Genomic DNA, 22,817 nt, shown 5'->3' on the forward strand with positions numbered 1-22,817 from the left:
CCCCCCCCCCCCCCCCCACCGACGACAACTACATGGTGGCTCCATCGTCGGCAGCATCAGAGGTTTATAAGAGGAGAGACAGTCGTAATAGTCAAATGGCGCTAATTCTCTAAATTCTGGTCTAGCTAATGTGCGATAATATGATGCTCTTAAATTGGCTTTTTCTGTTAAGGCATAAGTTAAGTTTACCGAAGGAAGAAAATCTAGATAATCTTTTTTAACCTTAACTGGAGATCCATCATTGCCACGAGAATTCAATTTTAAATCGAATTTCTCTGCCCTCACCCCATAAACAGCTCTCAATTTATCTGTAATAGGTTGATCTAACATCACATAACCGAAACTAGTTAAAGAGTTAGCGTCGTACTTATCTGAATTTGATGTTATTTCAGAAAGCTCATACAAACCTTGATTGATTAAACTTGTTGAATATAGAGTCTCTATTGGTCGAGATTGAATATCTTGATCTGCTTGTTTAAGCGTTAATCCCATTAAACGAGCAGCAAAATTACGTTGACGATAATTAGAGCCTACTCCAAATTTAAAATTGGAGTTCTTTCCAAATAATTTCACGGTTTGTTGATCATTTACCGCACCGCCAACAAGTGTCTCATCCAAGTCGGAGAACAAACGGTTATTTTCTTTTGTAAGAGCAGTATTTACCGCTAAAAATGGGCTATTAGTATTTCTTAATCCTATATTTCTCAAGTAACCTATTTTACGCTGATCAGGTTGGCTATTGATAATATTTGCATAAGACACATTCCAATTTAACTTGTTATTTGCAGATATTTTATGATCCCCATCTAATGAAGACTTCAACACCCCTTTTTGAATTATATCAAACGCATAATATTTAATATCGCTAGACCTACCTACATCGGTTCCTTCACGATAAACAAATCTATCATCTAATATTCTGTTATAAAGATTTTTGAAACTGATCTTATTATTTCCTTTCACATAAGCAAAATTTGCCATGGCTCCTATGTTAGAAGAAAAAGTATTCACCCTATCTGCATAGTCATAAGTGTAATATTCTCTCTCAACAACTGGCCTCGTTTGTTCTGCATTCCGATAGGTTAAAGATATTATCGCACCAAATTTTGATTGGTCTTTAAAGTTTTTTACCCTACCTAGCGTAAACTGATGATTTTGGGTTAATGGAGATTTATGTTCTCCAATCTTCCAAACTTTCGGCAACTGATTTACCGCTGCAATCATCGCTTGTTCGTTACCTCTAAGGGCTTCTGTAGCCGCTGTATTTTTAGGAAAAGTAGATGATGATGGCAAATTTCTTTTAGTATCGAAACCAAAATAATTTTCCGTATAACGAGGACCATAATAGAAATCGTTAAAAGTAGATAAACTATTATATCCTGTTCCAAGACTTATTTCTGCAAAATTTTGATCTGGAATATCTTTTGTTATAATTTTTATAGAACCACCTGCAAAATCAGCTGCTAAATCTGGAGTGGCTGTTTTATTAACGACAATGTTATCTACCACGTTAGATGGTACGATATCAAAAGAAAATGCTTTTTTATTAGGTTCTGTACTTGGCAAGCTGGCATTATCTAAACTTGCATTATTATAGCGATCAGCCAAACCACGAACAACTACAAATTTATTATCTTGAATTGTTGTTCCACTAACTCTTTTTAACACGTCTCCTGTACTTCTATCCGGACTTCTCTTAATCATATCTGAAGAGATCCCATCAGAAATTAATGCACTATTTTTTTGCTGGGCGTATAGTGCATTTATGGATTCCTTTTTATAATTACCAGTAATCACTACTTGTTGTAAAGTTTGAGAAGAAGCTTCTTCCATTACTACATTTAAAGTCGTAACCGATCCAGCTTTTACTTCTACATCAGTAATTTTTTTGGTAGCGTAGCTTACGTAAGAAATTTCAATCGTATATTTTCCTTGGGCTAGACCACCCAATAGATATTTACCATCTACATCAGTTCCCACCCCTTTAGTTGTGCCCGCAAGCTTAACGGAAACACCGATCAGCGTTTCTCCGGTTTTTTTATCCGTTACAGTTCCCGAGATTTTCCCTGCTCCCTGAGCGAAAACAAGCACACTGGCTAACGCAAACATGATAGTTAGCAGTGCTTTCTTTAGAGTTAATTGTGATTTCAATTTGCCTTATTTTTGTTAGGGCAAAACTATTACCACAATGTTAGCTATTTGTTACGCCGCAATTACCATTTGTTTACCGTAACATTAACAAATTGTTAAATGGCTTTTCTACTAATACTTTAGCCCAATTTTTTTGCAAATAAAATGAAGAAGCCAAATTGGACCGATTAACAAAAACTTAACATCTTCTAAAAATGAGGGCTTTTTTCCCTCTATCTTATGGCCTATAAACTGACCTACCCAAGCCAGCACAAAAATGACCAAAAAAATCAACCATGCGGCAGGTCCGTCAGCAGCCTGCCAATACTCCAATTGTACTATACCATAACTCATCAGGCCAATAATCCATATCATCATAAAGAACAGCACAGGAGATAAAGTAAAATAATAATACAGGGCAAAGGCAATAAGAAAAGATGCCCAGTTAAAAAAAGTCTGGTACTGTCCTAAAAAGCTTAACTGGGGAAAAGGTATTTGCCAAATCAAGCCCAATAAACTAAATACGATCAGGGGTACACATATCCAATGGATGAGTTTATTGGTTTTGTCCTGATGGCTTTCTGCGTATTTATCAAATAAAATGTCAACTGGCTTTTTTGCTGGGGTTTGTGCAATTTTATTCATATCCGATTATTTTGGAATTATAAAAATAAGAAAAAAAAGAAACCGTCATTTCGAACGTATGTAAGAAATCTAACAATTTGCTAGATTTATCCTCCTTTGTCGTCGAAATGACGGTTTATTCAAGAAATTTACTTCGTAGCTGCTTCGCGGTCCTCGCTATGCTCGGAATGACAGGTTGTATTATTTCGCAAAAGCTACCGAACGGGTTTCTCTAATTACCGTTACCTTAATCTGGCCTGGGTAGGTCATTTCGGTTTGGATACGGTTAGAGATATCGGCAGCCAATAACTCTGCCTGCTGGTCCGTTACTCTTTCACTCTCTACAACCACCCTTAGTTCTCTACCTGCCTGGATGGCAAAAGTTTTTTCAACGCCCGGATAAGATAATGCGAGCTCTTCTAATTCTTTAAGGCGTTTGATATAACTTTCCACTACTTCACGTCTTGCACCTGGTCTTGCTCCAGAAATGGAATCGCAAGCCTGTATAATCGGAGAAATCATAGAGGTCATTTCAATTTCATCATGGTGGGCTCCAATAGCATTACACACTTCTGGATGCTCTTTATATTTCTCGGCCAACTGCATACCCAAAATAGCATGTGGCAATTCAGGGTTATCATCAGGCACTTTACCTATATCATGTAACAAACCTGCACGCTTGGCCAGTTTAGCATTTAAACCAAGTTCAGCGGCCATGGTAGCACAGAAATTGGCTACTTCACGTGAGTGGTGCAATAAGTTTTGGCCATATGATGAACGGTAACGCATACGCCCTACCATTCTGATCAACTCAGGGTGAAGGCCATGTATACCTAAATCGATTACCGTACGTTCCCCAATTTCGATGATCTCATCTTCAATCTGCTTTTTGGTTTTGGCCACAATTTCCTCAATGCGGGCCGGGTGGATACGACCATCTGTTACCAAACGGTGTAAGGCCAAACGGGCTATCTCTCTCCTAACAGGATCAAATCCAGATAAAATAATAGCTTCTGGTGTATCATCAACAATAATCTCTATGCCTGTTGCCGCTTCTAGAGCACGAATATTACGACCTTCCCTACCAATTACACGGCCTTTGATCTCATCATTATCAATATGAAAAATAGAGACAGAATTCTCGATGGCAGCTTCTGCAGCTGTACGTTGAATTGTTTGGATCACGACCTTCTTAGCTTCCTTACTTGCCGTTAATTTAGCTTCGTCAACAATGTCCTTTACCTGCATCAGAGCCTGAGACCGTGCCTCAGCCTTCATGTTTTCAACCAATTGGTTTTTAGCTTCTTCGGCACTCAAGCCTGCAATGGTTTCCAATTGCTGTACATGCTGGTTTTTAAGTACATCAACCTCTTCCTGCTTTTTAACCGCTACCATGGTCTGTTTTTCCAAGTTATCGCGTTGTTTATCCAGATCCTGCTCTTTTCTATTTAGATTTTCTAGCTTTTGATTTAGCGACTGCTCTTTTTGCTTAATGTTGTTTTCGCGTTGGCTCACCTCATTATTTCTTGACTGAACTTGTTGTTCATGCTCTGCTTTGAGCTGTAAGAATTTCTCCTTTGCTTCCAACAATCTATCTTTTTTCAAGATCTCTGCATTGCTTTCGGCATCCTTTAAGATCTTTTTTGCCTTGCTCTGCGCTGCAATCTCCTGCTGCTTTAACAGGTTACGCAACAAGTACCGACCTATTACTATGCCAACAATTAAGCTGGCCAGTATGCATCCTACTATTCCTAATATTTCCATTTTTGTTCTCGTATAAAAAAACCGTAACTAAATAATTATGCTTCATGCGCTGATTGCCTTAAATCCAATTAACTGAAACATAAAAATGTAGCCACGGCCCATTTATAGCTATGTACGATAATTACACCACATGGTCTATGCAGTGCAAAAATCAATAAAGAACGTCTTATTTCGAAAAAAACCCGTTTAACAAACCATCTAATTCTTCAACTTTTTCAGCTACAGCAGTGTCTTGATGCTGCACTTTATGCTCGGTTCTCAATACAGCCGTTGCATAGTGAAGCACTGCCATGGACAATAAATCCTGCTTATCCCTAACCGCATAATTTTCTTGATAGTCCTTTATACGTTCATTGATAATTTTGGCTGCTCGTCTCACAATTTCTTCTTCTTCCACATTTACCTTTAAAGGATAAATACGGTCTGAGATGGTTATTTTAATCGAGATTTCTCCCATTTTTTAGCTTTGTTTCAATTAATTTGCATTACTATTTCTTAAGCAACGCTACACACTTATCAATTTCACGCACAAATTCGTTAATTTTTTGTTTTATATCAAGTGTCTTTTCACTTGTTCCTTCAATACTCTTTGCTAATTTGAGTACCCTTATCTTTTCATCAAGGTCTGCTTGGTTGCTTTTAGCTGTCTCTAAAGCTACTTTTTGTTGCTGATTTTCAACTTTTAACAAATGGTTTTCTTCCTGTAAAGCGTTACAAAGCGCTATTAACCGAGATGTTTTTTGCAACACATGATTTAGTTGATCAGCAACAGCAGACATTTTTAAAACTTAATTTATGTTAATCTTTTTTAATCACCTTCTGAATTTTTCAGCAGTCTTTTTCATTTATGGAGCCCCAAAGTACCGTATAACTCGTTTCAGTTTCTCAAAAAGACACCAAATACAAGTTCAGCAAAACGTTTTCCCCTTTTATTATCTTATTTCTGCACCTGCAGTTTGGGCTAAGTTAGCAATAATCTTTTGCATAATTGCATCGATTTGTTTATCTGTCAAAGTTTGCTCTTCATCTTGAAGTGTAAAGTTCAACGCATATGATTTTTTGCCCTCAGGCAACTTATCCCCTTCATAAACATCAAACACCTGCACCTGTTTCACCATTTTTTTCTCTGCCTTGAAAGCAATGGTTTTCAACTCATCAAAAGTCACTTTCAAGTCTACGAGCAAAGAAAGATCACGTCTTACTGATGGATACTTGGGCACCTCTTTATTGATGATTTTGTTTTTCTTTAATGTCTCCAACAATAATGCCCAATCAAAATCTGCGTAGAAAACATCCTTACTTAAACCCACACGTTTTTTGTCGGCATTGGTCACTGCACCAAATGTAACCAAGGATTTATCTCCCCTAAAATATTTAAGTCCGTAAGCGAAATTTTCATCTTTCACCTCTTCGGTTTGGAAATTGACAATCCCCAAACGATTAACAATAGCGTCAACTGCAGCCTTTAGGTTATAAAAGGTTGAAGGACCACTTTTCTGGTTCCACTGTTCACCCTGCTTTGATCCATGTATCAAAAGCAACAAACGTGGCCTTTCCACATATTTTTCACCAATCAAGTGATAGGTTTTTCCAAATTCATAAAATTTGACATCTGAATTTTTCCTGTTCACATTATAAGCTACACTTTCTAGAGCTGGCTGTAACAAACTTTGCCGCATGGCATTTAAATCCGTACTTAAAGGATTGAGAATCTGAACAGCTTCATCTATATTTTTCGAGTTGGCCAAACGGGTTAAAGAATTACACCAGACCTCCATAAAACCATTTGCCGTTAGCATATCGGCTATGAGATTTTGAACATTTTCTTTATTAGGCTTAAGGGTATAAGCCAAAGAAGCATTCACCTTTGAAGGGATCTCTACATTATCGTAACCATAAATACGCAATACTTCTTCTGTAATATCGCATTCCCTAGTCACATCGACCTTATAAGCAGGCACCTCTAAACTTAATCCTTCTGTAGTTTCCTTAACCACCTGAATACCCAATGAAGTAATGATCTCCTTTATTTCTTCTGCCGGGATACTTTTTCCTATAAGACCTGTGATATTATCATACTTCACTTCAACAGAAAATGGTTCTGCCTTCACCGGATAATGATCAGAAACCGCAGAAGATATTTCTCCTCCAGCTACTTCTTTGATCAATAATGCAGCCCTCTTTAAAGCTGTTACGGTGATTTCAGGATCAGTACCACGTTCAAACCTAAAAGAAGCATCAGTTTTTAGCCCATGTCTTTTCGCTGTTTTACGTACAGCAACTGCATTAAAATAAGCACTTTCCAAAAATACATTTGTGGTTTTCTCGCTTACTCCAGAATGTACACCTCCAAATACCCCTGCAATGCATAGAGGCTTTTCTGCATCACAAATCATTAAATCTTCTGCAGAAAGTTTACGCTCTACCCCGTCTAAAGTAACAAAAGGCGTACCTTCCTCACATTTTTTAACCAAGATTTTATTTCCTACAATTTGGTCAGCATCAAAAGCATGTAAAGGCTGCCCCAACTCATGCAATACATAATTGGTTGCATCGACAATATTATTGATGGGTCTCAAACCAATCACTTTCAGTTTATCTTTTAACCAATCAGGCGATGGTTTTACCGTAACTCCAGCTATGCTTACACTACTGTATCGAGGGCAAGCTTCAAGAGCCTCTACCGTTACTGGTATGGTTAAGTGCTCGTTTTCAATTGCAAAAGCGGTTAAATCAGGCAACTGATAGGCTATTCGTAAATAGGCTGCCAAATCTCTGGCCACACCCAAATGTGAGGCTGCATCTGCTCTATTTGGCGTTAAACCAATCTCAAAAACATAATCATCCTCTATATTGAAATAGGTTTTTGCCGCGATACCGATAGCCGTATCTTCTGGTAAAACCATGATACCTGCATGGGAGGCACCAAGCCCTATTTCATCTTCTGCACAAATCATTCCTTCCGACACTTCTCCTCTAATTTTGGATTTGTTGATTTTAAATGGCTCCCCTTCATTTGGATATACCGTGGTACCCACTGTAGCCACCACTACCTTCTGTCCGGCCGCAACATTAGGTGCTCCACAAACAATCTGTAGAAGTTCTCCTGTGCCTACATCAACTTTTGTTACACGTAAACGATCTGCATTAGGATGTGGTATGCATTCTGTAACATGGCCTATAATCAAGCCTTCCAAGCCACCGGGAACGGCCTGTACTTCCTCTAAACTTTCTACTTCCAAACCTATATTGGTAAGAATAAGCGAAATCTCATGAGGGGTTTTACCTGTTTCTATAAATTGTTTAAGCCAACTATATGATATTTTCATTTTGGAGTATCAAGTATTTAGTATACAGTATCAAGGCAATTGCCGATACTTTCACATCTAAAAAATAAAATGCAAAGATATTATTATATAAGGAAAGGAGAAAGATAAAAAGAGAGGAAAGTGCCTATACCTATTAGATTTAAAACATAAGAAGTTTAACTTTTATGGATTAAATTTTTCTTTCAGAGGTAAAACAAGGGCTTTGTTGTTAATTTAAGGTTTGACCAAGACTTATGAAGTTTAAAAACTTCGTAAGTCTCCCTCGATAAAAGGAACTGAATAAAACGCCTTTAGCAATTTAGGGATTAAACAACAACCTAGCAAAAACTGGCAAATGATCAGAAAAATACCTTTGATCTTTGCTATCTGTCAATACCGCATATTTTAGCACTTTGAAATCTTTATTGACAAAAACATAATCAATTCGCTCTTTCAGCAGACTGTTAAAGTTAAATCCATTAAATGTTCCTTCTGGACCATAAGGAGCTTCTATGCTTACCTCTTTAGCATCATCCAAAAATGACTTAATGGTAGCGATAGCTTCGGTCTCTGGAGTTACGTTAAGATCGCCCGTATAAACCACCGGTAATTTGGGTGCAATTTCCTGTATCTTCTGCTTGATCAATTTAGCCGATTCGACCCTTGCCTTTACGCCCACATGATCATAATGTGTATTAAAAACCAAAAACTCCTTTTTATGCTGTTTATCATATAGCCTCACCCACGTACACACCCTATTGAACATTGCATCCCAGCCTTTACTTGGTACATCTGGAGTTTCCGAAAGCCAAAATACCCCTCCATCTTTTTTAACGAATCTATTTTTATTATAATAAATTGGAGAGAATTCACCTTTCCGAAGACCATCTTCCCTACCTGCACCCACCGCTTCAAAGTTCGAATTTTCCAATAGTTCATCAAATTGCAAGGCCAAAGCTTCTTGGACACAGAGTATATCGGCATCATGAAACTTAATCAATGCCTTCACATTGTCTTTACGATTTGGCCATGCATTTATTCCATCTTTGGCATTATTATATCTTACGTTATAAGTAATGACATTAATCGGTTGGCCTTTTTGGGCATTAACCTGAAAAGCTGAAACCCACCATAACACAACAATGAAGAAAAAACATTTCATAGATCTTTTTTTAAGGATAATTGAAGGATAAGTAAAATTCAAAGCTGAGGAATCACATCAGCCCTTCATCGGCAAGACTTAAAAATTTGTGGTCCGTTACGATAAGATGATCAAAAACTGTTATTTCCAATAACACACCAGCATTAACCAGTTTCTTGGTAATCCCGATATCAGAATCACTTGGCCTTAAACTGCCCGAAGGATGGTTATGTGCCAATATGATGGCCGAGGCACTATTTTCCAAAGCAATTCTAAATATGGTCTTTGGGTCCACAACCGTACCTGCCTGCCCGCCTTTGCTCACAAAGTATTTACCAATTACGAAATTACTTCTGTTTAAGAGCAACATCCAAAATTCTTCATGCTGTAAATCTGCCAGATCTGCTTTTAATAATTGATAGGCATCTTTTGAGGAAGCTATTTTATTCGGTTCTTCCGAAATAAGCTCTTTTCTTCTTCTACCGAGCTCAAGGGCTGCTACTATAGCAATAGCCTTGGCCTCTCCAATTCCCCTGAACTTTGACAGCTCCCTTACACTCAACTTGGCCAATTTATCAAGATCATTTTGACAAGTACTCAATATGCGCTTACTTAAATCAACTGCTGTTTCATGCTTACTACCCGATGCGATAAGAATAGCAATCAGCTCTGCGTCGGTCAATTGCCGCCTACCCTGAGCCAGTAGCTTTTCTCTAGGCCTATCAGCCTCTGCCCAAGCTTTGATTCCTAATTTATTATTATACGCAGTCATTTAAAACAAAAAAAAACGGCATCATCTTTCGATGATACCGTTCTAATATCGTTAAAAAAAAGTGACTATTTCAATTTGTTTACAAATTTAGTCAACTTAGCCTTATTGTTAGAAGCTTTATTTTTGTGAATAACGTTCTTTTTAGCTAAACGATCTAACATAGAAATTACCTTAGGCAATAATTCTAGTCCTGTTTTTTTATCTTCAGCAGCACGCAATCTTTTGATAAAAGTACGTGTAGTTTTAGCTTGATATCTATTACGTAAACGTTTTGCAGCGTTTGCTCTAATTCTTTTTAATGCCGATTTATGATTTGCCATTATTGTTTAGCCTTTTATTTCCTCTGTTTATTATTTTCGGACTGCAAATATAGGGGTATTATTTTTAATTTGCAAAATGCTTTTTAAAATATTTTCAATTAACATGGTTCTATTGAAATATTTGAGGTTTAACCTTTCTAAGCAGTGCCTAAACAAGCATATATTACGGACAATTTTTAAAAAACTAGCCCAAAAATATTTAGTTTAGCCCTAAAACACTATTTTTGGAAAAAACACGAAATTAGTGAAGAAACGTATAGCCATTTTTGCTTCGGGGTCAGGTTCTAATGCCCAAAAAATAATGGAGCATTTTAAGCGTAGTACAGAGGCAGAAGTTGTTTTGGTACTTACCAATAATCCAGATGCCTACGTTTTACAACGGGCAGATAGCTTTGAAATTCCCTCCCATGTTTTTGACAGGCACGAATTTTACCAAACAGACAATGTACTAGACCTACTAAAAAATCTTGATATTGATTTAATTGTGCTCGCAGGATTTTTATGGCTGATACCACAAAATCTTCTCAGAGAGTACCCAGGCAGAATGATCAATATACACCCTGCTTTACTTCCTAAATACGGAGGCAAAGGCATGTACGGCGATCATGTACACCAAGCAGTAATGGCCAACAATGAAACGGAAGGTGGCATTACCATCCACTATGTAAACGAAAACTACGATGAGGGCGAGTTTATCTATCAAGCCAAGTACCGCATTGACAAGGACGATAGTTTAGAAATGGTAAAATTTAAGGGTCAACAACTGGAACATTTACACTATCCAAGGATTGTAGAGAGTATCATTAAAAAGATTAAAAAGTAATAAGCTTAAATACGAAACACAATTTACGATACCGTAAAGCTAATAATTCTGGAAAACAAAAATTTTCGTCCAAATAAATCCAGCCTTCAAAAACTCTCGTAAATAAAATAGTCTGCCAATAAAGATTATTTTATGAGGGTAACTACCTTTTTCATATTGTCTATATTTCTGTTCTCAGCAGCAACGGTAAAAGCCAGTACAGCTTTGCCCAACAATACCTTTCCCTATTCCTCTATCTTACCAGTATCCAACAAATATGAGCAAATAGTCCTCGAGGAAGAAACCCCATTAGTGAATGAATACATAAAGAACAACGAGTTCATCTATATAGACTTTCACCTCTCCTTCCCAACCAGTGGACTTAAATTAAGGTTCAATTATTTAACAGCCATTGTTCCTTCCTCCTATTTTAACATCCCCGAAAGACCGCCCCAAAAAAGTTATTCATAAAAATATCTGTCACCATTTATTTCAACATAACTTTTAAAACCATGCTAAAAAATAAAAAAACATCGCTTGTCATACTTTGTATGCTTCTCTTTTTTACCGCATTCATTTCATGCAAAAAAGATAAAACCATCATATCCGAAAATTTAGTTCCGGGCCCCAACATCAATCTTTATGCTTTAACGAACGACAATAAAATCTTGTTATTCAATGCAAAAACACCCAATTTGATAACTTCCCAAGTTTCCATAATTGGCCTTCAAGCCGGAGAACTTGTTGTTGGCATTGATTTCCGACCTGCCACAGGCCAGCTTTATGCTTTGGGCAACAGCAGCCGTATTTACATTATCGATCCCAAAACCGGCGCAGCTAGGGCAATCAATAGTTCGCCCTTCTCTCCCTCAATTTCTGGGACATCTTTTGGCTTCGATTTTAATCCAACGGTTGACCGCATTCGTCTAGTCAGTTCAAATGGCCAGAATTTACGTTTAAATCCAGAAACTGGAACTGTTGCGGCCACAGATCTTCAGATTAACGGCATAACAAACCCCAAAATCAGTAGCGTAGCGTATAACCAGAATAGAGCTGGCGCTGCCACAACCGTACTCTTTGATATTGATGCCTCTAGTGATAAATTATACAAACAAGATCCTCCAAACGATGGAAAGCTTGTTGAAATTGGAAGCTTAGGCTATGATATTGACGAAGCTAGCGGATTTGACATCAGCCCTGACGGCAGTGCCGCACTTGCCGCCCTCAGCGTAAACGGAAAGTCTTCCTTGTTTACTATTGATCTTAGTTCAGGAAAAGCTGCTAAGATTGGTAATTTCACACAAAACATCATTGGTATCGCCATCCCTACCGAACCTGTTGCCTATGCTGTTTCTACCAATAACGAGCTACTTATTTTTAATCACACCAGCGCTACACCAACATTGGTCTCTAAATCTATTACAGGTATCCAAGCTGGCGAGAACATTCTAGGTATGGATATGCGCCCTTTAAACGGCCAATTGTTTGCTTTAGGAAGCACCAGTAGAATCTACACCATAAATGCCGCTTCTGGAACAGCTACAATGGTTGGCTCTGGACAATTAAGCACACTTCTTTTAGGCTCACAATTCGGATTCGATTTCAACCCCACGGTTGACCGTATACGTGTAGTCAGCAACCTCGGACAAAATCTTCGCATCAATCCTACGGATGCATCACTTATCGTTGATGGTTCAATTACCTTACCAACAGCATCCATAAGCGGGGTGGCTTACACCAATAGCTTCGCAGGTGCTACCACTACCATACTTTACGACATAGACGCTATGTCAGATCGATTGTACAAGCAGGATCCACCAAACAACGGAACATTAGTTGATGTTGGTTCTTTGGGCGTAAATATAGATAGCGTAAATGGCTTTGATATTGGAGGGACCAGCGGTATTGCCTATGGAATATTCACCGTAGGTACCTTACAACGCCTGTATACGATTAACCTAAATACAGGAATGAGCACTCCTTCAACCACCTTAACGCCAACCATGCGTGCTTTTACCTTAGGACTAGGTTTTTAGCAACAAGCATACCCCTTTCATCTGTTTTGAACGAAAGGGGTATGTTTCATCCGAAAGATAAACAGCCTTATATTTTAACAATCCAATAGAACACTGTATGGAACACAAATATAGTCGACCAATTTATTTTAAAAATACTCTCTAAAAATTTCTATTTTTCATACCTTTGCGGCTCAAAACAATACCCTCAAAATGAGCCAATCAGTAAAGATCAAAAACGCCTTAATTTCAGTTTATTATAAAGATGGTCTAGCGCCATTGGTTGAGTATTTAGGCCAGCAAGGTGTAACCTTGTTTTCTACCGGTGGAACCGAGCAATTTATTAAAGACTTAGGTCTTCCTGTAACAGCGGTAGAAGATTTAACAGGCTACCCTTCTATTTTAGGTGGGCGTGTAAAGACTTTACACCCAAAAGTATTTGGTGGAATTTTAAATCGCCGAAATTTAACTAGTGATCAGGAACAGATCTCACAATATGAAATTCCTGAAATTGACCTGGTCATCGTAGATCTTTACCCATTTGAAGAAACCGTTAAAAATGGCGGTACTGACCAAGAAATTATCGAGAAAATAGATATAGGTGGCATTTCGCTCATCCGTGCAGCAGCAAAGAATTTTAATGATGTAGTGATCATTGCCTCTAAGAATAATTACGGCACCTTATTGGAAGAGTTACAAAGTCAAGGTGGCACGACTACTTTGGCACAACGCAAATCTTATGCAAAAAAAGCATTCCATACTTCATCACATTATGATACGGCCATCTTCAACTATTTTAATAATGAAGAACCTTTAAACGTATTCAAACAAAGTATTGCAAGTGCGCAGACTTTACGTTACGGCGAAAACCCTCACCAAAAAGGCACTTTCTATGGTTATTTGGATGAAATGTTCACCAAGCTGAACGGCAAAGAACTTAGCTATAACAATTTGGTAGATGTGGATGCAGCCGTAAGTTTGATTGATGAATTTGAGGAAGCGACCTTTGCCATATTGAAACATACCAACGCCTGTGGTGTTGCGTCTAGGAGCACGATTAAGCAAGCTTGGATAGATGCCCTGGCCTGTGATCCTGTTTCTGCATTTGGCGGTGTATTAATTGCCAACAGGGAAATTGATCTGGCTACCGCACAAGAAATCAACAACCTATTTTTCGAAGTTTTAATTGCACCCAGCTATGAGCAAGCAGCCATAGACCTATTCAAGACCAAGAAAAACCGTGTGATCTTAAAACGCAATTATGTTGAACTGAACAAAAAACAGTTTAAAACTTTATTGAATGGCGTTATTGAGCAAGACAAAGATCTGATTATTGAAGGTCCTGAGCAAATGACCACAGTTACCGAGAAAGCACCTAGCGCACAAGAATTAAAAGACTTACATTTTGCCAACAAGATTGTAAAACATACGAAATCGAATACCATTGTTTTGGTAAAGGATGATGTTTTGATCGCTAGCGGCGTAGGACAAACCTCAAGGGTTGATGCATTAAGGCAAGCCATTGAAAAAGCAGCTTCTTTTGGCTTTAGTATAAAAGGCGCAGCAATGGCTTCAGATGCTTTCTTTCCTTTTCCCGACTGCGTAGAAATTGCTGCTGATGCCGGAATTACTTCAGTATTACAGCCGGGAGGTTCTATAAAAGACGCGGACTCTGTAGCTAAGGCCAACGAAAAAGGCATTGCCATGGTAACTACTGGAGTGAGACACTTTAAGCATTAAGAGGAGAAAGAGCAAAGACAACCTTAATTTTGAGTTTTTTACACAACAGGAGCAAATTTAAACCAGATTGAAGGGGAAATACTTTTTGTCTTACCTGTCATCCAGAGCGAAGGATCTGTAGTTTGCAGCACTATAGAAACAGATTCCTGCTAACGTCGGAATGACAGTAAGCTTAAAACAAAAAGATTACAGCGAAAAGCGGGGCTGGCTTGCCAAAAGGATTACCCGTTTTGATTTTCGAATAGAAAAAAGAAACTTAATATAATATTTTGCCTAATTTTACATTTAGGATATTAGACACATTTGTTAATACACACAATAACATACCTCTTACATGGGATTATTTAACTGGTTTACGCAAGAAGTTGCCATTGATCTTGGCACTGCGAATACCCTTATTATACATAACGATAAAGTAGTAGTTGACGAGCCTTCTATTGTGGCTTTTGACAGACAAACCAATAAAATTATAGCCATTGGCAGACAGGCCATGCAAATGGAGGGTAAAACCCACGATAACATTAGGACGGTAAGACCTTTGAAAGACGGTGTAATTGCAGATTTTAATGCTGCAGAGGCCATGATCAAGGGGATGATCCGCATGTTGAATGGCGGTAAGGGATGGATGTTCCCTTCGTTGAGGATGGTGATCTGTATCCCTTCAGGGATTACCGAAGTAGAAAAACGTGCTGTTCGGGACAGTGCAGAAATTGCTGGTGCCAAAGAAGTATACTTAATTCACGAGCCAATGGCTGCTGCCGTGGGTATAGGCATTGACGTAGAGGAGCCCATGGGAAACATGATTATCGATATTGGTGGTGGTACTACCGAGATTGCCGTTATTGCCTTGTCTGGTATTGTATGTGATCAATCTATCCGCGTAGCAGGTGATAACTTCGATTCGGATATTGTAAACTACATCCGTCGCCAACACAACATCATGATTGGTGACCGTACTGCCGAGAAGATCAAGATTGAAGTGGGTGCGGCATTGCCCGAACTGAGCGACCCTCCTGCCGATTTTGCCGTTCAAGGTAGAGATTTGATGACTGGTGTACCTAAGCAGATTACCGTTTCTTATACCGAGATTGCACATTGTTTAGACAAATCAATCTCCAAAATTGAAGAAGCGATTTTAAAAGCATTGGAGATTACTCCGCCAGAACTTTCTGCTGATATTTACCAAACTGGTATTTATTTAACAGGCGGTGGTGCTTTGTTACGTGGCCTCGACAAACGTGTGGCCGCTAAAACCAAGCTACCTGTTCATGTGGCCGAAGATCCTCTACGGGCAGTAGTAAGGGGTACGGGAATTGCCCTGAAAAATATTGGCAACTTTAAATTTTTAATGCAATAAGGGAGATTTACGAATGTAGATTTTAAATTTACAATTGATGAATAGCGATATTTTAAAAGCAAGAACCAAAGCATATTCTATATCGATTGGCAAGTTAATAATCAATCTTCCTAATAACATATTAAATAAAAACTATTCAAATCAGTGAGTTAGGTGTTCTAGCTCTGTTGGTGCAAACTATAGAGCGGCTTGCAGAGCTAAATCAACAGCTGATTTTTTGAATAAGTTAAAAATTGTTGAAGAAGAACTAGATGAAACAATGTTCTTTCTTGAGTTATTATTGGAATTCAATCCTAAATTGAAGGAGACCATTCAAGAAAATTTGCATGAGGCAAGCGAGCTTCTAGCTATCATTGTTGCATCTATTGTTACTATTCGAAAGAACGAACAAAATCGTAAATTGTAATTCTAAAATCGTAAATATAAAATGCGTAACCTTTGGATTTTCATCAGTAGATACAACGCATTTTTCTTTTTCATTATATTCTTTACTATCGGCATTGTATTGACCTTAAAGAATAATTCCTATCAGCGAAGTATAACCTTAAACTCTACAAATGAGCTTGTAGGTGACGCGTACAAACGGCTGAACATTATTAAACGATATTTAAACCTAGGTCAGGTGAACGATAGCCTAGCGGCCGAAAATGCGATATTGAAAACCCAATTGCTGGCACTCACCAATACCGACAGTACCAAAAAAGTATTGGTCAAGGATACCGTTTACCATCAGCAATACACCATTATATCGGCCATGGTGATCAAAAATTCTATTGCACTGGCCAATAACGTCATTACCATTAACAAAGGAAGTAATGAAGGCATTGAGGTAGGCATGCCCGTTATATCGCCCCAAAAGGGAGTGGTAGGTTTTATATTGGATGTATCTCCTCAATACGCCACGATAAGATCCTTATTGAACAAGGAAACTTCCATCAGTGTAAACCTTAAAAAGAATAATGCCTTTGGCAGTTTGGTTTGGGGCGATGGCAATTTCGATTTCAGAAAAGCTTATGTCAAAGAAATTCCCAACCATTTCAAGGTAAATGTTGGCGATACGATTATTACTTCTGGAGGGGGTTATTTTCCCAAAGGGATAGAAGTAGGAAAGGTAATTAACACCCAGGTAAGTACCGGTGACAGTTTTATGTCTATAGAAGTAGCGCTGTTCAATGACTTTAGCACGCTTCAATATGTGTATGTGGTAAAGGATAAATTTGCACAAGAACTTAAAACACTACAAACAGGGGCAAAAAATGAACAGTAAAACAATCTTGATCAATATTTTTAGGTGGCTTATACTTTTGTTTGTGCAAATATTCTTGTTGCGTAATTTAGCATTCTATAATCTTTCCACACCATTTATATACGTACTCTTTATATTGATATTGCCCTTTGGCATGCCCAATCTCCTACTATACCTCATTGCTTTTTTAACTGGGCTAACCCTAGATACCTTTTACGACACGATGGGCGTACATACTAGTGCTTGTGTGGCATTGGCTTTTGTAAGGATCTTATTTATTTCCATTAGTTTAAATCGGGAATCCATTGACGAGCCTGAACCTTCGTTAGGTAATATGGGTTTCAAATGGTTTTCTTTATATGCCGTATTATGTATTTTTGCACATCATTTGGTTTTGTTTTTCCTGGAGGCATTTAAACTTACAGAATTTGCCTATACCTTGGGCAGGGCATTATTAAGTGTGGTATTTACATTGTTTACTGTATTATTGGTAGAATTTATCTTCCATAATAGAAAATCAGCTTAATGGATCAGCTATTTAATAGGAAATATATTATACAAGGGCTGTTTATTGTACTTGCGCTTACTTTGCTGGGCAAACTTTTTTACATACAAATTGCCAGCGACAAATACTTTTTAGATGCCAACAATAATGCGCTTAGAAAGATTTTTGTTTATCCTGCAAGAGGCGTAATTTTAGATCGGAATAATAAGGTATTAGCTCAAAACCAACCTACCTATGACTTAATGGTTACCCCCAACCAAGTCAAACCTTTCGACACACTTTCCTTGTGTAACATCATTGGAATTACCATGGAAGATTTTAGAAAAAAATTCCATAAAGCCGAAGTCCAGTCCAAGTATCAGGCCTCTGTTTTCCAAAAATTGCTTTCGGTTGAAACTTATGCCACCTTACAGGAAAGAATGTACAATTACAAAGGTTTTTATGTACAGAAAAGAACCATACGTTATTACCCGGATAGTATTGGAGGTCAACTTCTGGGTTATATCAGAGAGGTTAACCAGAGAGAAATCGAAAAACATGAGGGTTATTACAAACCTGGAGATTATATTGGGAAATCGGGCCTAGAAAAGCAATACGAAGCCGACCTTAGGGGAAAAAAGGGCGTAATTAATATGTTGTATAATGCCCATAATGTTCCCCAGGGAAGTTATGCTGATGGCAAATTTGACTCATTGGCCATCGCCGGCGACCAGTTGACCACCACTATAGACATCGACCTGCAAAAGCTGGGCGAACAGTTATTGGCCAATAAGCTGGGCAGTATTGTGGCCATTGAACCTGCTACAGGTGAAGTTCTGGCTTTTGTAAGTAGTCCGGGCTACGATCCTAATAAAATGGTGGGTAGAGAGACGGGAAATAATTACATGAAAATTTGGTCTGACCCTTACAAACCTTTTTTCATCAGACCACTAAAAGGAAGATATTCTCCAGGTTCGGCATTCAAGCCCTTAGATGCGCTAATTGCTTTGCAGGATGGCGTGGTAGACGAATTTACTACAATTAATTGCCCTGGCTACTATATTGCTGGAAATAGAAGGTTCAGGTGTGACCACGCTAATGGTGATGGCAATATTGCTGTACGCAAGAGTATAGCAAGATCTTGCAATGTTTACTTTTATAACATCTTTGCAAGGATGATGTTAAAGAAAGGTGGTAAAAATCAACATAAAGCTTACGAAGAATGGCAGGAAAAGGTACGCAAGTTTGGTATTGGTGATACTTTAGGGATTGACTTTCCCGGTGAAAGTGCTTATAAATTGTTTAGAGCAGAAGACTACACCAAACGCTATAGCAAATATTGGGGCTACACTACTATTTTATCTGTTGCAATTGGGCAAGGTGAAATCAGTACCACACCATTACAAATGGCCAATATTATGGCCATTATTGCCAACAGAGGTTATTATGTTAAGCCCCATTTGGTAAAGGGGGTGGGCAATAATAAATCTATAGACTCCAAATACACTGAAAAACATTACGTAGGTGTTGATCCCATACATTTTGAACCTGTAATTGATGGCATGGAAGATGCGGTAAATACCTCTTGGGGTACGGCCACCGAATCGAGATTAAGCAATATACTCATGTGTGGAAAAACAGGTACCGTACAGAATAACCATGGTAAAAACCACTCGGTATTCATTGGCTTTGCCCCTAGGGACAATCCTAAGATTGCCATAGCCGTAATTGTTGAAAATGGTGGATATGGTGGTGCCTATGCCGCCCCAATTGCCAGTTACCTCACCGAAAAATACCTAACCGACTCCTTAAAAGGCAGAAAAATTAATGGCAGTACCATAGAGATGTATAAAGCCGCCAATCTCTTACCGGTACTTAAGGACAAAACACCCAAGCCAAAGGCTAAAATAGATACCCTTAACCAAGCAGATAAGTTAAAAAAAACATTACCAACCCAAAACAAAGTTGCGCAAAACGACTTTAACAAAGTAGCTACCGAGCCTAAAAAACATGCAACAGCAGAACAATAGATTTTTCTTCAATGTAGACTGGGTAACCATATTGATCTATATGGCGCTGTGTGCTATCGGCTGGGTCAATATCTATGCGGCCATCTATAATCCTGATAAGGCAGAAGGCTTTAGTCTTATGGCTGTCTATGGGAAACAATTGCTATTCATTATCACTGGATTAATTATAGGACTTTCTATTTTATTGTTGGATGCCAAATTCTTCAGCATTTTCGCGCCGATTGTATATGGAATTACCATGGTTTTATTACTTGCCGTATTGGTGGTAGGCAGAAATGTTGGGGGCAATCAGGCCTGGATACCAATTGGTAGTTTCAGGCTGCAACCCTCCGAGTTTGCAAAATTTGGAACGGCCCTGTTATTGGCAAGGTATATATCTTCTTTCAACCCCAAATTAAATACCTTAAAGCCCATACTCATTTGCATAGCTATTGTAGCCTTGCCCATGGCACTTATCATGCTTCAGCCAGACGCAGGATCTACCCTCGTTTTCCTTTCTTTCATGTTCCCTCTATATAGGGAAGGATTGCCCGGCTACTTGCTGATTATTTTTTGGGGAATGGTACTATTATTCATTCTGAACTTATATCTCAGCCCTGCTACGCTGATCACTGCCATCATTATTTTAGGGGCTTTGTTCATTTATAATTATAGAAAAAAACAGCAGAAGATGATAGGGATCGGAATGATCACTATCTTAGCTATTGGTTATTTATTTGTAGCGAAATATTTATTCAACAATGTACTACAACCACATCAACGTACCCGTATCGAACTCATTTTAGGATTAAAGACCGATAATAGAGGCGCAGGCTACAATGTGATACAATCTAAAATTGCCATTGGTGCCGGTCAGGTAACCGGAAGGGGGTTTCTTCAAGGTACCCAAACCAAATACGGATATGTTCCCGAGCAAAGTACCGATTTTATCTTTTCTACCATTGGTGAAGAATGGGGGTTTGTTGGTTGCCTTGTAGTGATAGGCCTTTATATCTTCCTGCTTTTAAGGATTGTTAATATTGCTGAACGACAGCGATCTGTTTTTTCAAGAGTCTATGGTTATTGCATTGCCTGCATCCTATTCTTCCATGTTTTTATCAATATTGGAATGACCATTGGCATTATGCCCGTAATCGGTATTCCTCTACCATTTATAAGTTATGGGGGATCTTCCTTATGGAGTTTTACTATCTTATTATTTATCTTTTTGAAACTCGATTCAAATAGAATGGGATTTATTTAAGAAACCAAGAATAAAGAAGCGAAGAACAAGGATAAAAGAGCCAGGAGCAAAGATTTTGGAAGTTTTTTAGCCTTATTCTTTTGGCTAAAAAAACTAGTCTTTAAACCTTCTGTTCAATAATAGATAAAATTTATCCACAGTAGCTTGTTTATCGGCCCAATGATTTTTAGCTGCATAATTTTTCTGGAAAAAGGCGTCTGCAGCTTCGAAATTAGGCAGTTTGTTGGCCAGGTCTATGGCCTCTGCATAAGCTAGATTATAACCATTAAACAAGTCTTTAATGTATAAGAGCTTATCATTTAAGCTTATAGCCTGTTTAAGATCGGTTACGGGCAAAGTTGTTCTATCATTTAAATTTGAGCTTGCATTTTTACCTGCTAAAATATCATTCAAAGTAGGCTTGTAATCATTTTCATATTTCAATTCTACTTTAGTCTCCTCTATTACTTTCTCTACCACTATACTAGCCGTTGCTGGTGGTGCAATCAAAGGCTCTTTCTCTACAGGTTTCTCTTTTTCGATAACGGGCAACTGTTCTTCTTCCTTATGTACCAAAAAAGGTTCGGGGCCAATTTCATCTTCCTCTAGCTCTTCCACATTTCTAATCAGGTGTTCCTTAACTTTTTTCTTTTGCTCAAGTATGCGCTCTTCTTCCTTGCTTAAGGGCCTATTGAATAGTTCATCAACACTTTTTTCCTCAAACTCAAATTTATCATCGTCTGAGTAATTATCATTTAGTATAAATTCAAATGTTTGTGTAGGTTCACTTTCTAAAACAAAAACATCTTTTTCTTCGGGCTCGTTTTCAACAATAGATTGTTCCTCATCTATCTCGTTCGCAAATGTCGGCATTTCTACCTGCTGTACATCGTTCAGGTCATCGGTAATTGGTTCCTTTTCTATAATCGCTTGGGGCTCTTCAGCTATTATAGGCGATTTTTCATCTAAAACTTCGTTAGGTACTGGTAGGCTATGGTTTATCTTTTTGATGATCTGAATATGATCTGTCAGAAAATTAGCATTTGCCAAAAAAAGTTCCAACTCTAATTCACTGAGTTGTGTCGGATTTTGAGACAGAAACTGATACTGTTCATTTAACTCATTAAGGATATTTCCTAGTTTCTTGAAAAGAGCTTCTTGCTTCATCATATTGGTGTAACGAAAAATTTAGCGTTTTATGTTAATAAGTGACAACCAAAAATACTATAAAAATCTTTTATATTTGGCTAAAAATACCTTACATGTTATTTAGTGAGCAAAATTTTAGAAGGGGAGAATTTTGTGGCAGCATAGAAGTAATTTGCGGCTCCATGTTTTCTGGTAAAACCGAAGAGTTGATAAGAAGATTAAAAAGGGCACAGATCGCTAAATTAAATGTAGAGATTTTCAAACCTAAAACCGATACTCGTTATGACGATACCGCTGTGGTATCTCATGATTCAAACTCTATACAATCTACACCTGTAGATAGTTCTGCTGCTATTTTATTACTTGGTACCAATACACAGGTGGTAGGTATTGATGAAGCGCAATTTTTTGACGATGAACTTCCCGAAGTTTGCAACAAGTTGGCCAAAAAAGGAATCAGGGTCATTATCGCAGGATTAGATATGGACTTTCTGGGTAAGCCCTTTGGCCCAATGCCAGCATTAATGGCCATAGCAGAACATGTAACGAAAGTGAATGCGGTATGTATGCAATGTGGGAGTCCTGCTGTATATTCTTATAGGACCGCAGCCAGCGAAGCAAAAATTCTATTGGGAGAAAAAGACAGTTATGAGCCTCGTTGCAGGGCTTGTTACAACAATATTGGATAGTTAACAGGCTATAAAAATATTCAC

20 protein-coding genes and 1 pseudogene are annotated in these 22,817 nt (G+C 38.1%); 11 read left to right on the top strand and 10 right to left on the bottom strand.

Annotation, left to right across the window (positions count from 1 at the left end):
• The 9 genes from JHD79_RS14335 to rpsT form a co-directional block, all read right to left on the bottom strand.
• Nucleotides 1–2,151 (bottom strand): TonB-dependent receptor (locus tag JHD79_RS14335; RefSeq protein WP_199119995.1); only part of this gene is annotated, 2,151 nt, incomplete at its 3' end.
• 111 nt (nucleotides 2,152–2,262) lie between these two features.
• Nucleotides 2,263–2,775: a DUF962 domain-containing protein gene (locus JHD79_RS14340; RefSeq protein WP_199119996.1), complete on the bottom strand. Its 513-nt coding sequence runs from the start codon at nucleotides 2,773–2,775 to the stop codon at nucleotides 2,263–2,265.
• 180 nt (nucleotides 2,776–2,955) lie between these two features.
• On the bottom strand, nucleotides 2,956–4,518 hold the full coding sequence (gene rny / locus JHD79_RS14345) for a ribonuclease Y (RefSeq protein WP_199119997.1): 1,563 nt from the start codon (nucleotides 4,516–4,518) through the stop codon (nucleotides 2,956–2,958).
• A 166-nt stretch (nucleotides 4,519–4,684) separates the two neighbouring features.
• The gene (locus tag JHD79_RS14350; RefSeq protein WP_199119998.1) at nucleotides 4,685–4,975 is read right to left on the bottom strand and encodes a cell division protein ZapA; all 291 of its coding nucleotides are present in this window, start codon (nucleotides 4,973–4,975) and stop codon (nucleotides 4,685–4,687) included.
• Between the two features lie 31 nt (nucleotides 4,976–5,006).
• A complete protein-coding gene (locus tag JHD79_RS14355; protein WP_199119999.1) occupies nucleotides 5,007–5,297 on the bottom strand; it encodes a hypothetical protein in 291 nt (96 codons plus the stop codon).
• Nucleotides 5,298–5,450: 153 nt separating this feature from the next.
• The gene (gene pheT, locus JHD79_RS14360) at nucleotides 5,451–7,847 is read right to left on the bottom strand and encodes a phenylalanine--tRNA ligase subunit beta (RefSeq protein ID WP_199120000.1); all 2,397 of its coding nucleotides are present in this window, start codon (nucleotides 7,845–7,847) and stop codon (nucleotides 5,451–5,453) included.
• A gap of 298 nt (nucleotides 7,848–8,145) precedes the next feature.
• Nucleotides 8,146–8,988 carry an endonuclease/exonuclease/phosphatase family protein gene (locus JHD79_RS14365; protein WP_199120001.1) on the bottom strand — a complete coding sequence of 281 codons (843 nt, stop codon included), beginning with the start codon at nucleotides 8,986–8,988 and terminating at the stop codon, nucleotides 8,146–8,148.
• 52 nt (nucleotides 8,989–9,040) lie between these two features.
• A complete protein-coding gene (gene radC, locus JHD79_RS14370; RefSeq protein WP_199120002.1) occupies nucleotides 9,041–9,739 on the bottom strand; it encodes a DNA repair protein RadC in 699 nt (232 codons plus the stop codon).
• A 65-nt stretch (nucleotides 9,740–9,804) separates the two neighbouring features.
• Nucleotides 9,805–10,059, bottom strand: a complete 255-nt coding sequence (rpsT, locus tag JHD79_RS14375) for a 30S ribosomal protein S20 (protein WP_199120003.1) — start codon at nucleotides 10,057–10,059, stop codon at nucleotides 9,805–9,807.
• Between the two features lie 244 nt (nucleotides 10,060–10,303).
• Between rpsT and purN the strand changes: the two genes are divergently transcribed.
• The 10 genes and pseudogenes from purN to rodA all read left to right on the top strand — a co-directional run bounded on the left by purN (nucleotide 10,304) and on the right by rodA (nucleotide 20,976).
• Nucleotides 10,304–10,882 carry a phosphoribosylglycinamide formyltransferase gene (gene purN, locus JHD79_RS14380; protein WP_199120004.1) on the top strand — a complete coding sequence of 193 codons (579 nt, stop codon included), beginning with the start codon at nucleotides 10,304–10,306 and terminating at the stop codon, nucleotides 10,880–10,882.
• Nucleotides 10,883–11,014: 132 nt separating this feature from the next.
• Nucleotides 11,015–11,332, top strand: coding sequence for a hypothetical protein (locus JHD79_RS14385; protein ID WP_199120005.1), 318 nt, complete (start codon nucleotides 11,015–11,017; stop codon nucleotides 11,330–11,332).
• Between the two features lie 41 nt (nucleotides 11,333–11,373).
• On the top strand, nucleotides 11,374–12,897 hold the full coding sequence (locus tag JHD79_RS14390) for a DUF4394 domain-containing protein (protein WP_199120006.1): 1,524 nt from the start codon (nucleotides 11,374–11,376) through the stop codon (nucleotides 12,895–12,897).
• A gap of 192 nt (nucleotides 12,898–13,089) precedes the next feature.
• On the top strand, nucleotides 13,090–14,616 hold the full coding sequence (gene purH / locus JHD79_RS14395) for a bifunctional phosphoribosylaminoimidazolecarboxamide formyltransferase/IMP cyclohydrolase (RefSeq protein ID WP_199120007.1): 1,527 nt from the start codon (nucleotides 13,090–13,092) through the stop codon (nucleotides 14,614–14,616).
• Nucleotides 14,617–14,950: 334 nt separating this feature from the next.
• Entirely contained in the window at nucleotides 14,951–15,973 is a 1,023-nt protein-coding gene (locus JHD79_RS14400; protein WP_055132282.1) for a rod shape-determining protein, read from the top strand.
• Between the two features lie 160 nt (nucleotides 15,974–16,133).
• Nucleotides 16,134–16,379: pseudogene (locus JHD79_RS14405) on the top strand (four helix bundle protein); the annotation flags it as partial.
• Between the two features lie 21 nt (nucleotides 16,380–16,400).
• Nucleotides 16,401–17,240 (top strand): rod shape-determining protein MreC, encoded by an 840-nt coding sequence (gene mreC / locus JHD79_RS14410; protein ID WP_199120008.1) that lies wholly within the window; start codon nucleotides 16,401–16,403, stop codon nucleotides 17,238–17,240.
• Nucleotides 17,230–17,745 (top strand): rod shape-determining protein MreD, encoded by a 516-nt coding sequence (locus JHD79_RS14415; RefSeq protein ID WP_199120009.1) that lies wholly within the window; start codon nucleotides 17,230–17,232, stop codon nucleotides 17,743–17,745. Before mreC ends, JHD79_RS14415 begins: the two co-directional genes overlap by 11 nt.
• Complete coding sequence (gene mrdA / locus JHD79_RS14420) at nucleotides 17,745–19,733, top strand: penicillin-binding protein 2 (protein ID WP_199120010.1); 1,989 nt, start codon at nucleotides 17,745–17,747, stop codon at nucleotides 19,731–19,733. The genes JHD79_RS14415 and mrdA overlap by 1 nt, the downstream gene beginning before the upstream one ends.
• The gene (gene rodA, locus JHD79_RS14425; protein WP_199120011.1) at nucleotides 19,714–20,976 is read left to right on the top strand and encodes a rod shape-determining protein RodA; all 1,263 of its coding nucleotides are present in this window, start codon (nucleotides 19,714–19,716) and stop codon (nucleotides 20,974–20,976) included. Before mrdA ends, rodA begins: the two co-directional genes overlap by 20 nt.
• Before the next feature lie 93 nt (nucleotides 20,977–21,069).
• Here rodA and JHD79_RS14430 read toward each other — a convergent pair whose 3' ends face one another.
• Nucleotides 21,070–22,125: a hypothetical protein gene (locus tag JHD79_RS14430; RefSeq protein ID WP_199120012.1), complete on the bottom strand. Its 1,056-nt coding sequence runs from the start codon at nucleotides 22,123–22,125 to the stop codon at nucleotides 21,070–21,072.
• 92 nt (nucleotides 22,126–22,217) lie between these two features.
• Between JHD79_RS14430 and JHD79_RS14435 the strand changes: the two genes are divergently transcribed.
• Nucleotides 22,218–22,793, top strand: coding sequence for a thymidine kinase (locus tag JHD79_RS14435; protein WP_199120013.1), 576 nt, complete (start codon nucleotides 22,218–22,220; stop codon nucleotides 22,791–22,793).
• Nucleotides 22,794–22,817: the final 24 nt, after the last annotated feature.

Source organism: Pedobacter sp. ASV28 (genome assembly GCF_016428855.1).
Lineage (GTDB): Bacteria > Bacteroidota > Bacteroidia > Sphingobacteriales > Sphingobacteriaceae > Pedobacter.

Bases quoted from the DNA above. Each gene is read 5' to 3' on its own strand.
- rodA (WP_199120011.1), top strand. From the start codon at position 19,714: ATGCAACAGCAGAACAATAGATTTTTCTTCAATGTAGACTGGGTAACC.
- rny (WP_199119997.1), bottom strand. From the start codon at position 4,518: ATGGAAATATTAGGAATAGTAGGATGCATACTGGCCAGCTTAATTGTT.
- JHD79_RS14400 (WP_055132282.1), top strand. From the start codon at position 14,951: ATGGGATTATTTAACTGGTTTACGCAAGAAGTTGCCATTGATCTTGGC.
- JHD79_RS14385 (WP_199120005.1), top strand. From the start codon at position 11,015: ATGAGGGTAACTACCTTTTTCATATTGTCTATATTTCTGTTCTCAGCA.
- JHD79_RS14355 (WP_199119999.1), bottom strand. From the start codon at position 5,297: ATGTCTGCTGTTGCTGATCAACTAAATCATGTGTTGCAAAAAACATCT.
- pheT (WP_199120000.1), bottom strand. From the start codon at position 7,847: ATGAAAATATCATATAGTTGGCTTAAACAATTTATAGAAACAGGTAAA.
- mreC (WP_199120008.1), top strand. From the start codon at position 16,401: ATGCGTAACCTTTGGATTTTCATCAGTAGATACAACGCATTTTTCTTT.
- JHD79_RS14365 (WP_199120001.1), bottom strand. From the start codon at position 8,988: ATGAAATGTTTTTTCTTCATTGTTGTGTTATGGTGGGTTTCAGCTTTT.
- JHD79_RS14415 (WP_199120009.1), top strand. From the start codon at position 17,230: ATGAACAGTAAAACAATCTTGATCAATATTTTTAGGTGGCTTATACTT.
- JHD79_RS14340 (WP_199119996.1), bottom strand. From the start codon at position 2,775: ATGAATAAAATTGCACAAACCCCAGCAAAAAAGCCAGTTGACATTTTA.
- rpsT (WP_199120003.1), bottom strand. From the start codon at position 10,059: ATGGCAAATCATAAATCGGCATTAAAAAGAATTAGAGCAAACGCTGCA.
- JHD79_RS14390 (WP_199120006.1), top strand. From the start codon at position 11,374: ATGCTAAAAAATAAAAAAACATCGCTTGTCATACTTTGTATGCTTCTC.
- mrdA (WP_199120010.1), top strand. From the start codon at position 17,745: ATGGATCAGCTATTTAATAGGAAATATATTATACAAGGGCTGTTTATT.
- radC (WP_199120002.1), bottom strand. From the start codon at position 9,739: ATGACTGCGTATAATAATAAATTAGGAATCAAAGCTTGGGCAGAGGCT.
- JHD79_RS14350 (WP_199119998.1), bottom strand. From the start codon at position 4,975: ATGGGAGAAATCTCGATTAAAATAACCATCTCAGACCGTATTTATCCT.
- purH (WP_199120007.1), top strand. From the start codon at position 13,090: ATGAGCCAATCAGTAAAGATCAAAAACGCCTTAATTTCAGTTTATTAT.
- JHD79_RS14435 (WP_199120013.1), top strand. From the start codon at position 22,218: ATGTTATTTAGTGAGCAAAATTTTAGAAGGGGAGAATTTTGTGGCAGC.
- JHD79_RS14430 (WP_199120012.1), bottom strand. From the start codon at position 22,125: ATGATGAAGCAAGAAGCTCTTTTCAAGAAACTAGGAAATATCCTTAAT.